General features: G+C 59.0%; 10 protein-coding genes. 5 read left to right on the top strand and 5 right to left on the bottom strand.

Going from position 1 to position 10,794, the window contains the following annotated elements; translation table 11 throughout:
- Positions 1-18: 18 nt before the first annotated feature.
- From ACA074_RS18750 to ACA074_RS18765, 4 genes are all read right to left on the bottom strand, one after another.
- Positions 19-1,431, bottom strand: a complete 1,413-nt coding sequence (locus ACA074_RS18750) for an aspartate aminotransferase family protein (RefSeq protein WP_497615029.1) — start codon at positions 1,429-1,431, stop codon at positions 19-21.
- A gap of 143 nt (positions 1,432-1,574) precedes the next feature.
- Positions 1,575-2,060 carry a GNAT family N-acetyltransferase gene (locus ACA074_RS18755; protein ID WP_489879115.1) on the bottom strand — a complete coding sequence of 162 codons (486 nt, stop codon included), beginning with the start codon at positions 2,058-2,060 and terminating at the stop codon, positions 1,575-1,577.
- Between the two features lie 120 nt (positions 2,061-2,180).
- Positions 2,181-3,503: an ATP-binding protein gene (locus ACA074_RS18760; RefSeq protein WP_401267188.1), complete on the bottom strand. Its 1,323-nt coding sequence runs from the start codon at positions 3,501-3,503 to the stop codon at positions 2,181-2,183.
- Positions 3,503-4,183, bottom strand: a complete 681-nt coding sequence (locus ACA074_RS18765) for a response regulator (protein ID WP_187679529.1) — start codon at positions 4,181-4,183, stop codon at positions 3,503-3,505. Before ACA074_RS18765 ends, ACA074_RS18760 begins: the two co-directional genes overlap by 1 nt.
- A 256-nt stretch (positions 4,184-4,439) precedes the next feature.
- Between ACA074_RS18765 and ACA074_RS18770 the strand changes: the two genes are divergently transcribed.
- The 5 genes from ACA074_RS18770 (at position 4,440) to ACA074_RS18790 (ending at position 9,822) form a co-directional block, all read left to right on the top strand.
- Positions 4,440-5,132, top strand: a complete 693-nt coding sequence (locus tag ACA074_RS18770) for a hypothetical protein (protein WP_489879114.1) — start codon at positions 4,440-4,442, stop codon at positions 5,130-5,132.
- A 97-nt stretch (positions 5,133-5,229) separates the two neighbouring features.
- On the top strand, positions 5,230-6,963 hold the full coding sequence (gene dsbD, locus ACA074_RS18775; RefSeq protein ID WP_497677570.1) for a protein-disulfide reductase DsbD: 1,734 nt from the start codon (positions 5,230-5,232) through the stop codon (positions 6,961-6,963).
- Positions 6,963-7,832: a TlpA disulfide reductase family protein gene (locus tag ACA074_RS18780; protein WP_187679532.1), complete on the top strand. Its 870-nt coding sequence runs from the start codon at positions 6,963-6,965 to the stop codon at positions 7,830-7,832. Before dsbD ends, ACA074_RS18780 begins: the two co-directional genes overlap by 1 nt.
- Entirely contained in the window at positions 7,808-8,578 is a 771-nt protein-coding gene (gene dsbG / locus ACA074_RS18785; protein WP_489879111.1) for a thiol:disulfide interchange protein DsbG, read from the top strand. The genes ACA074_RS18780 and dsbG overlap by 25 nt, the downstream gene beginning before the upstream one ends.
- Before the next feature lie 272 nt (positions 8,579-8,850).
- On the top strand, positions 8,851-9,822 hold the full coding sequence (locus tag ACA074_RS18790; RefSeq protein ID WP_497657519.1) for an IS110 family RNA-guided transposase: 972 nt from the start codon (positions 8,851-8,853) through the stop codon (positions 9,820-9,822).
- A gap of 67 nt (positions 9,823-9,889) precedes the next feature.
- Here ACA074_RS18790 and ACA074_RS18795 read toward each other — a convergent pair whose 3' ends face one another.
- Positions 9,890-10,702, bottom strand: coding sequence for an alpha/beta fold hydrolase (locus ACA074_RS18795; RefSeq protein ID WP_497677571.1), 813 nt, complete (start codon positions 10,700-10,702; stop codon positions 9,890-9,892).
- Positions 10,703-10,794: the final 92 nt, after the last annotated feature.

Consider the following 10,794-nt stretch of genomic DNA (forward strand, 5'->3'; position numbering starts at 1 on the left):
TTCGGCGCGGCGAAAAATTTACTCGGCGGCGATGGCAGCAGCCAACGCACGACCGAAGATCTCGGCAACGCAGTCGATTTCGGCAGCGGTGATCACCAGCGGCGGGAGGAAACGCACCACCGCGCCGTGACGGCCACCCAACTCCAGAATCAAACCGCGTTTGAGACATTCGCGCTGCACGAGCGGTGCCAGCCGCGCAAACGCTGGTGGATGGCCGAGTGCGTCCGGCGCGCCGTTCGGGTCGACCAGTTCGACGCCAAGCATCAAGCCACGGCCGCGAATATCGCCCAGTTGCGGGAAGTCGCGCTGCAGGATGCGCAGGTGCTCGCTCAAGCGCGCACCCATGGCGGCGGCGTGTTCGCACACTTTGTGCTCAACCAGATAACGCATCACCGCAGAACCTGCTGCCATCGCCATCTGGTTGCCGCGGAAGGTGCCGGCGTGAGCGCCCGGCTGCCAGGTGTCGAGCCAGTCGCGATACACCACCACCGCCAGCGGCAGGCTGCCACCGATGGCTTTGGACAGCACCACCACGTCCGGGATGATGCCAGCGTGTTCGAAGGCAAACATCTTGCCGGTACGGGCGAAACCGCTCTGGATTTCATCGACAATCAGCGCCACACCAGCCTTCTCGGTGATCCGACGCAAGCCGCGCAGCCATTCGATATCCGCCGGAATCACCCCGCCCTCGCCCTGCACCGCCTCGACGATCACCGCTGCTGGCAATTGCACGCCGGCCTCGGGATCGTTGAGCAGGTTTTCCAGGTAGCTCAGGTTGGCCTTCACCCCGGCTGCGCCGCCGAGGCCGAACGGGCAACGATAGTCATACGGGAACGGCATGAACTGCACGCCGTTGCTGAGCAACGCGCCCAGCGGTTTTTTCGGCCCCAGGCTGCCCATCAGGCTCAACGCCCCTTGGCTCATGCCGTGGTAACCACCGGAGAATGACAGCACCGTGCTGCGCCCGGTCGCAGTGCGCACCAGTTTCAATGCCGCTTCCACTGCATCAGTGCCGGTCGGGCCGCAGAACTGGATCTTCGCTTGCGCCGCCAGCTCAACCGGCAGCAGACCGAAAAGATCCTGAACGAACTGATCCTTGACCGGGGTGGTCAGGTCGAGCGTATGCAGCGGCAACTCATCGGCCAATACCTGCTGGATCGCTTCGATCACCACCGGGTGGTTATGCCCCAGTGCCAGCGTGCCGGCACCGGCCAGGCAGTCAATAAAGGTGCGCCCTTCGACGTCTTCGACATACAGACCCTTGGCACGCTTGAGCGCCAGCGGAATGCGGCGCGGATAGCTACGGGCATTGGACTCCTGCTGTGCCTGACGGGTCAGCAGTGGCGATTCATTGAACTGATACAACGTTTCCGCTGGCACCGTGGTAACCCGGGCCGGCGACTCTTCGATAAGGCTGGTGGCGACTGACATCTCTCGACCCCTCAATTCGCTATGGATTGTGACCAAAACAGCACACCGGACATGTGCGCGTTCCGGTCGCGGGGCGCACTTGCAGGTTTTCCTGTTCTGGAAACGCATAAGCGAGGCGAGGATTTAGCCCCTTGATCGACTCGTCATCCGGATAATGGCAGTGGCTTGTACATGGGCAGGATCTGCAAGCCTTTGTGTATGAGGGGTGGTTCAGATTCGCGATAGCCCAGATGACGATAGAACGCTTCGCCAGTGCGTGTGCTGTTGAGGTGGGCATGGAGCACACCGTGCACCCGCAGCCAGCCTTGCAGATCGTTCATCAGCGCTCGCCCCGCGCCACGGCGAAAGGATTCCGGTTGTACATAGCAGAGCACAATGTCGCCACTGCCCTGAGCCAGGCCGACACCGACCGGTTTGTCCGCCAGCAAGGCGATATTCAGATAGAAATGCGGGTCGGCAAGCCAGGCGCTGAGCAAATCGGCAGATTGCTGCCGGATCCAGTCGTTGACGATAAGCGGGTCGTTGCGATGATCGAGCGCACAACCGAATCGGATCGAACGTTCGATGATGCGACAGATGATGCCGACGTCGGCCAGGATGGCCGGACGAATACAGATGGGTGCTTCCATGGCGCTGTTCCCTCAATCCATTGAGTCAAAGCTGTCGTGACCTTAACGTCACGACAGCCGGATAGCCATTGGAGAGAGGTTACATTTGATGTGCCGCATGCAGATCCCGCGAGAGCGGTTTCAAATGGCCTGCAATGGCATGGTCAACTCAACGCGCAGCCCATCCGGACGGCTGTCGAAATGCAGGGCACATTCGCAACGCTGGACGATGGCCTGAACAATCGCCAGGCCCAGGCCGCAGCCGGTACTCTGACCATTGCGCCAGAAGCGTTGGGTCAGATGTTGCAGATCATCCTGAGCGATGCCCGGGCCATGGTCACGCACAATAAAACGTACGCGGTTGCCGATGGTTTCCAGACTCAACTCGACCGCACAGTCTTCGGGGGTGTGGCGCAGGGCGTTGTCGAGCAGATTGCGCAGCGCGGCAATCGACAGCACCGCCGGCATTTGCAAGGGCGCTGTCGAAAGCTGTTCCGGCAGTTGCAATTTGATTCGCAGGCGCTCGCCGCCCGTGGCATCGGCAATCGCCAGCCGCGCCACTTGCTCGGCGCTGCACTGCGAGCCGTCGTCAAACGACAGGCTGCCCTCGACCCGCGCCAGCAACAGCAATTGCTCAAGCGTGCGATGCAGGCGATCAGCGCCCTCCTCGGCCTTGGCCAGCGACTGATCGCGGGCGGCACCGTCGGTCATGCGCGCCACTTGCAGGTGGGTCTTGATCGCCGTGAGCGGGCTGCGCAGCTCGTGGGCGGCGTCGCCGGTCAGCCGACGTTCGCGCTCGATGGTCTTGCCAATGCGCTGGAACAGTTGATTCTGGGTATCGAGCAACGGCTTCAATTCGCTGGGAAACGCCTGCAATTGCAAGGGTTCGAGCGAATCGGCATTGCGCCGCATCAAGGCCTCACGCAGACGGTTAAGCGGCGCCAGCCCTTGGCCAATCCCCAGCCACAGCAGGCACAGGCAGCCGAGCAACGCCACGCCCACCGGCACCGACGCCGCCAGCAGGATCGACATGTTCAGCGCTTCACGTTCGATCTGCCGATCCGCTGTGGTAATCCGCACATCGCCCCGGGCGAGAGTGAAACTGCGCCACGGCGCACCGTCGATCATCTGGTCGTGGAAGCCCATTTTCTCGGCTTCCAGCGCTTGTTCGGGATTGTTGTGGCTGCGTGCGAGAATTTCTCCGCGCAAGGAACTGACCTGGCAGGCCATGCCACCGGGAATGTTCAGTTGTTCGGCACTGAAATGGGTGCCTTCGCCCTTGCTCGGCAGGGTCGGCAGTTGCTCCAGCAAACCGGCGACCATGCGCGCCGACGCCACCAGACGCTGATCAAGGGAAAACATCATCTGATTGCGCAGGTCGCTGAGCATCCAGGCCGCCGCCAGCGCCCAGATCAGCGCAAACGCGGCGCCGAGAGTCAGGCTCAGGCGCAGTCGTAGGCTCATCACTTGCCTTGTTCTCCACCATCGGCCGGCCCCAGGCGATAACCCAGACCGCGCACGGTTTCGACGATGCCTTTGCCGAGTTTGCTGCGCAGGTGGTGAATATGCACGTTCAACGCGTTGCTCTCCAACTCATCATTGAAACCGTAGACGCTGTCTTTCAATTGCTCGGTGGACAGCACCCGACCGCGATTGTGCAGCAGAGCCTGCAACAGGGATTGTTCGCGTCGCGACAAATCCACCGGTTGCCCGGCCAGCATGGTTTCGCGGCTGCTTGGGTCGTAGGTCAACGCACCGTGTTCAATCAGGTTGACGCTGCGCCCGGCCACTCGACGCAGCAAGGTTTGCAGACGGGCGAATAGCTCACGCAGATCGAACGGTTTGAGCAAGTAATCGTCGGCACCGGCCTGCAAGCCGTCGACCCGGTCAGTGACCGAATCGCGCGCGGTCAGAATCAGCACCGGAATCTCCAGACCGTGCTGACGCAGTTGCTGCAGCAGTTTCAGGCCATCTTCGTCGGGCAGGCCGAGGTCGAGCACCATCACGTCAAACTCGGCAACCTTGAGCATCGCCCGCGCCTTGGACGCGGTGTTGACGTGCTCGACTGTCAGCCCTTGAGCCGTGAGGCCGGCAACGATGCCGCTGGCGATCAGCTCATCGTCTTCGCAAACCAGTACGTGCATGGGCGCTCCCTGAAAAAAATGCGAGTGAAGCAGGTGAGGATTAAGCGGCAATTATGGCCATCCTCGGTAGTGACGGGAAGCCGCTCGCAGAATTGAGCAGGCCGGCACCCGCCGGAACACATTCCTTAATTGCGCACTGCAGGCACTTCAATAAGTCCCGAGAAATGAAATCCCACACTTAAGCACTACTGATAATTAATCCAGCCGGATAACCTGCCTGCACATTAAAACAACCCGTTAAAAGGAATTAACAAACATGCCAAAACTTGAAAACTTCGTTGCCGTTGATTGGCGCTCCGGCCCCGATAGAATCTATTTCTTCTTCAAAAACACCGACACTTACTCTCAATTCAGCATTGGCGACAATACAGTACCCGATGGCTATCCACGCCCCATCATGGGTCGCTGGGATGCATTTGATCTGCATGCCAAGGATTTGCGCTTCGGATTTACCTCGACCTCGCTGGGGTTCAACGCCGGTAGCGACGAAGACATCGCCTGGCTGTTCTTTTACTACGGCGACATACCGGCCGTGTGCAAATACAACCAGGATGAAGATAGGGTCACCGGTATTTACAAAGTCGCCGATACGCTCTGGAAACCGATTGTTCCCTACTTTGACAAAATCATTGCCGGCACGTGGGCAGAAATAACGGGGCACCCTTTTCTTTTCAGGTTCATTCTCAATGACGGTCATTACCTGACGTTCAACTACAAAGCAAAAACACTGACCCGCAACCCGTTCGGCCAACATCGTCTGGGCGCGTTGATCCCGTTCAAAAATCGAATGATCACGGCCGCACAAAATGATCGAACTTTCGCAGACAGTTACTGGTACATCTTTCTCACCAACAACCAGTACCTGATTTACAACATTCAGACGGATCGACTGGTCTCCGGCCCGCACCCAATCAATGACAGCAATTGGCCGGGACTGCTGCGTGACTGATTGGCCGAACCCGGGGAGCCTTGTAGGATACGGTTAATTATCGGTTAATCGCCGCCGCCCATTCTGCACCTCAATTGCACAGGGACAAGGCTTCTCCATGCGTCGTATTTTTCTACTGTTTGCGCTTCTGATCTCGGGCCTGGCCCAGGCCGGGAATAATCCTTTTGAGACTAAACCGGAGTTTTTGCCGGTCGACAAAGCGTTTGTACTCACCTCCGAACGCCTGGAATCGGGTGAAACCCAGCTCTTCTGGCAGATCACCGACGGCTATTACCTGTACCAGAAACGTCTGAAGTTCGACGGCCTGACCGTCGAGCAGCAGCCAACATTGCCCGAAGGCGAATCCCACAGCGACGAATTTTTCGGCGAACAACCGGTTTATCGCCAAGGGCTGGAAGTGAAGATCCCGGCGGCGGCCACCGGGCAGATCAAAGTCAGTTATCAGGGCTGTGCCGATGCGGGCCTTTGTTATCCGCCGCAAACCCGGGTCATTGATCTGGGCGGCAAAGCGACCGCCTCGGCAGGCGCCGAAGCACCGGATCAAGCTCTGGCCAGCAGCCTGCAACAACGAGCGCTGGGCTGGAGCCTGCTGGTGTTTTTCGGCCTCGGCCTGCTATTGGCGTTCACCCCGTGTACGTTGCCGATGTTGCCGATTCTGGCCGGGATGATTGTCGGCAGTGGCGCGACGCCGCGCCGTGGTTTCGCGCTGGCCGGCAGTTATGTGATTTGCATGGCGCTGGTGTATGCCGCGATGGGCGTGATTGCTGCGCTGCTCGGTGCGAACTTGCAGGCGTGGTTACAGAATCCGTGGCTGCTCGGCGCCTTCGCGGCAGTGTTTGTGGTGCTGGCGCTACCGATGTTCGGCTTCTTTGAATTGCAATTGCCAGTGGCCTTGCGTGATCGACTGGAACACGCCTCACGCAGTCGCAGCGGCGGCAGCCTGATTGGTGCTGGCGTGCTCGGCGCGCTATCTGGCTTGCTGGTCGGTCCGTGCATGACCGCACCGCTGGCCGGTGCCCTGCTGTATATCGCGCAAAGCGGCAACGCCTTGCACGGCGGGTTGATCCTGTTCTCGCTGGGGATCGGCATTGGTGTGCCGCTGTTGCTGCTGGTGACGGTCGGCAATCGCTTCCTGCCAAAACCCGGCGATTGGATGAATCTGCTCAAGGGCATCTTCGGTTTCCTGTTCCTCGCGACGGCATTGTTGATGTTGCGCCCGGTGCTGGATCCATCGTTGTGGCTCGGTCTGTGTGGTGCCCTGCTGTTGATCGCTGCTTATTGCGCCTGGAAACAGTCCGATGGCTTTGGCCGTGTCGCCCAACTGTTTGGTGCTACTGGATTACTGCTCGGGTTATGGGGCGGTTTGCTGGTAGTAGGTGCGGCAGGCGGCAGCGATGATCCGTATCAGCCATTGCAGGTTTACAGCGCCGGTCGTGCAACCAGCGCTGCGCCGAGTGGCCATGACGCGTTCACCACGATCAAGGATCCGGCGGCACTGCAACGCGAACTCGATACCGCCAAGGCTCAGGGCCAGTGGGTGCTGCTCGATTACTACGCCGACTGGTGCGTATCGTGCAAAGTCATGGAAAAGCAGGTGTTCGGCAAGGACAAGGTGATGCAGGCGCTGAGCGATGTACGTCTGCTTCGACTGGATGTCACCGCCGACAACGCCGCCAGTCGCGAATTGCTCAGCCGTTATAAAGTGCCCGGGCCACCGAGTTTCGTGTGGATCGGCGCCGATGGCGAAGAGCGCCGCAGCCAGCGCATCACCGGCGAAGTCGATGCCGATACGTTCCTGCAACGCTGGACCACCACCCGAGACGCCAATTAATGCTGACTTTCACCCTCGGCACCTTTGCCATCGCGCTTAACCACCTGCTGCTGATCAGTGCCTTGGCACTGGCAACCTTCGTCGGTTGGCGAGTGGCCAAACGCGGTGGCGATAATCCCGAGTCGGCGCTGTTCAGTCTTTTTCTGCTCGGCATGCTGGCAGCGCGCATTGCCTTTGTGGCTTTGTATTGGTCGCACTACCGCAACGATCCGTGGCAGATCGTCGATCTGCGCGATGGCGGTTTCCTCGCTTGGCCGGGGGTGATCGTCCTGCTGCTCGCCGCGCTGTATCGCGGCTGGCGGCGTCCGGGCCTGCGTCGACCTTTGGGCTTTGGCGTCGCCAGCGGTGTAGCGTTCTGGCTGTTGGCGACGCTGTCGCTGAACATCTACGAACAAGGCACCCGACTGCCGGACATCACCCTGCGTAACGCTGCCGGGGAAACCATCAAACTCAGCGACTATAAGGGCGGCCCGCTGGTGATCAACCTGTGGGCGACCTGGTGTCCACCGTGCCGGCGCGAAATGCCGGTACTGGAAAATGCCCAACAGCAACGCCCGGACCTGACGTTCCTGTTCGTCAATCAGGCCGAAAGCATGCAAAGCGTCGCGACATTTCTCGAAACTCAAGGCCTGAGCCTCAACAACGTGTTGTTCGATCGCGGCGGCCGACTGGGCCAGGCCGTGGGTTCCATGGCATTGCCGACTACCCTGTTCTATAACCCCGATGGTCGATTGTTGGCCAGTCATCTGGGCGAGTTGTCGAACGCCAGCCTGGCTCGCGCCCTGGAAAACTTCGATACCCCAAATCCGACCGCCGCACCGTCCACCTCTTCAAGGAAACTGCCATGCCCCGCCTCCGCCACCTGCTGACGCTGACTCTGGGCACTGCCCTGCTGCAACTGCCGTCGGTTCAGGCCGCTGAAGAATTGCCTGCGGCGATCAAACAGATCGAAGCCAAAGGCGCAAAAATCGTCGGCCAGTTCGATGCCCCCGATGGCTTGCGCGGTTACGCGGCGCAGTACCAGAACCGCGGCATGGCGCTGTACCTGACCCCGGATGGCAAACACGTGCTGCTGGGCAATCTGTACGACGCAGATGGCAAAGACTTGAGCAGCGAACCGTTGCAAAAACTGGTCTACGCGCCGCTGGCCAAAGAAGTCTGGGCCAAGTTCGAGGCGAGCAACTGGATTCAGGACGGCAACAAAGATGCGCCGCGCACGGTGTACCTGTTCAGCGATCCGAATTGCCCGTATTGCAACATGTTCTGGGAACAGGCCCGACCTTGGGTCAAGGCCGGCAAGGTGCAGTTGCGCCACATCATGGTCGGCATCATCCGCGAAGACAGCCCGGGCAAGTCCGCCGCGCTGCTGGCGGCCAAGGATCCGAGTAAAGCCCTGGAAGATCACGAAAAGGCCGGCAAGGGCAGTTCGCTCAAGGCATTGAAAGACATTCCGGCGGCAGTGCAGACCAAACTGGCGGCGAACATGCAGTTGATGGAAGACCTGGAGTTGCAGGCCACTCCGGCGATTTTCTACATGGACGACAAGGGTGAACTGCAACAGCAGCAAGGCGCACCGACGTCGGACAAACTGGCGAAGATTCTCGGGCCGAAGTAAGCAAGATCAAAAGATCGCAGCGTGCCGCAGCTCCTTGTATCTCGACTATCGCTCCGTCAGGAGCGATAGTTCTCGACTGATCATCGAGGGAGGGACTTGGAAGCCGTGCAGCTCCTTAGGCTTTTTGCCTGTGATGTAGATCGTGCTCCAGCCCTCCACACTCACTCGTATAGTTCGAACGGTATCTTGGGCCCGTCTCTGGCGAGAGCCCGCATTCGCAAGGTTGGACAGAGTGCAGTGATGATCGAAAACGGATTAATGGAGAAACGGTCATGTCCAATTTCGTCGGCGTCGATGTCGCTAAAAATACCTTTGATATTGCCACTCACCTGCCAAACGGCAAGCACAAAACCAAGGCCAAACTGGCTAACGACTCAAAAGGTTTCAAAGAGTTTGACGCCTGGCTGAACAAGCAGGTCGAGCCTACAGCTCTGATCGTGATGGAAGCCACCAGCGTTTATCACCTGGAACTTGCCGAGTTCGTCTACAACAAGGGTTACCGGGTCTGCGTCGTCAATCCGGCTACGACCCACGCTTACGCTGACAGCGAGCTGCGCCGGATCAAAACCGACAAAAGCGACGCCAAATTGATCGCTGACTTTGCTCGGGAAAAGGCTGAAAAGCTTCAGCTTTGGGCTCCAGAGCCGCTGAAATATCGTCAGCTAAAGGCGATGGTACGTCGCTTGGATGACCTTCAGGAAATGGAGCAAATGGAGCTCAATCGCCTGGATGTGTCCGACGAAAAGGTCAAAGACTCGATCAACTCTGTGCTGCGTCACATCGAGAAAGAGATCGTTGAAACTCACAAAGCAATCAAAAAACACATCGACGATGATCCAGACATGCGCCAAATGCGCGACTTGATCGTGACCATCGACGGTATCGGCCAGAAAACCCTTGAGCGGCTGCTGGCCGAGTTGGGCGACCTGCGTAAATATGACGACCCTCGCAAGCTGGTCGCTGCCGCCGGGTTGAACCCAAAGCTGCAGGACTCGGGAAAGTTCAAAGGCAGAACAGTGATTTCGAGAATCGGATCGGCTCGCGTTCGGGCGGGTCTATACATGCCTGGGTTGGTTGCACTGAAGCACAACAAGGCAATCATCGCCATGAAGGACCGCTTGAAGGCCAACGGCAAGGCCCCCAAGCAAATCATCTGTGCAGCGATGCGCAAACTCCTACATTTTGTCTACGCCGTTCTTAAATCGGGCCAGCCATTTGACCCGAAAATTGCCCTTGCCCGATGAGGGGCAAGACGGTATCTACACGGGAATTCGCGTTTTCCTGTAGGTGCTGTGGCACGCTGCGATCTTTTTAATTGCGCTCAGCCAAAAACTTCAGCAATGCCTCATTCACAAACTCTGGATTCTCCAGATTGGAGATATGCCCTGCCTCCGGTACCAGCCCCCACGGGCAGCCGATCAGCTCTGCCATTTCCTTGGCTTCCGACGGCGGCCGTGGCTTGTCCTGATCGCCGCACAGTACCAGCGTGGTCGCTGCATTCAGCTCGCCCAGACGCGGCAACAGATCATCGCGACCAAAGGTGATGCGGCCCATTGGCACGATGCTTTCGCGCAGGCGATCGGCTGAATACGCCGCCAGTTTTGCGCGGAAGTCCTGGTAAAGCGCCGACTGTGGATCGATCCCCGGCCGGAAGAAAATAGGCACGACGATATCGAGCAATTGCTCCGAGATTTCGCCGGTTTCTTCGATCTGTTTGAACAACGAGAAGTAGTACTGACGGGTGGGCTCGGGTTCAACACCGACATAGGTGTCCATCAACACCAGACCATTGAGCCGCTGCGGTGCCGACAGTGCCAGACGCACGCCCCACATGCCGCCGACCGACAATCCCACCAAAGTCACCTGATCGATATCCAGATGATCAAGCAAGGCCTGCGCCTGACGGGCGATGTCGTCCAGAGATGTGGTGCCTTGCGGCAATCGCCCGGACTCGCCATGGCCCCACAGATCCAGCGCAATCACCCGATAGTGCGGCGCCAGCGCAGCGATCTGCGGCGCCCACATGGCTTGGTCCCACAGGTAACTGCCGGCCAGCAGCACAGCCGGGCCGGTGCCTTGGTCAATGTAATGAAGGGCTTGTCCGTCCACCGTGAAAAAAGGCATCGATTCACCTGCGCGGGAAAAAAGAGAACCGGCAGACTGAGCTGCCGGTTCTGGATCGTCAACCCTGGAAATGTACGCGAATGTACAGGTTG

The organism is Pseudomonas sp. LBUM1655, from assembly GCF_059716085.1.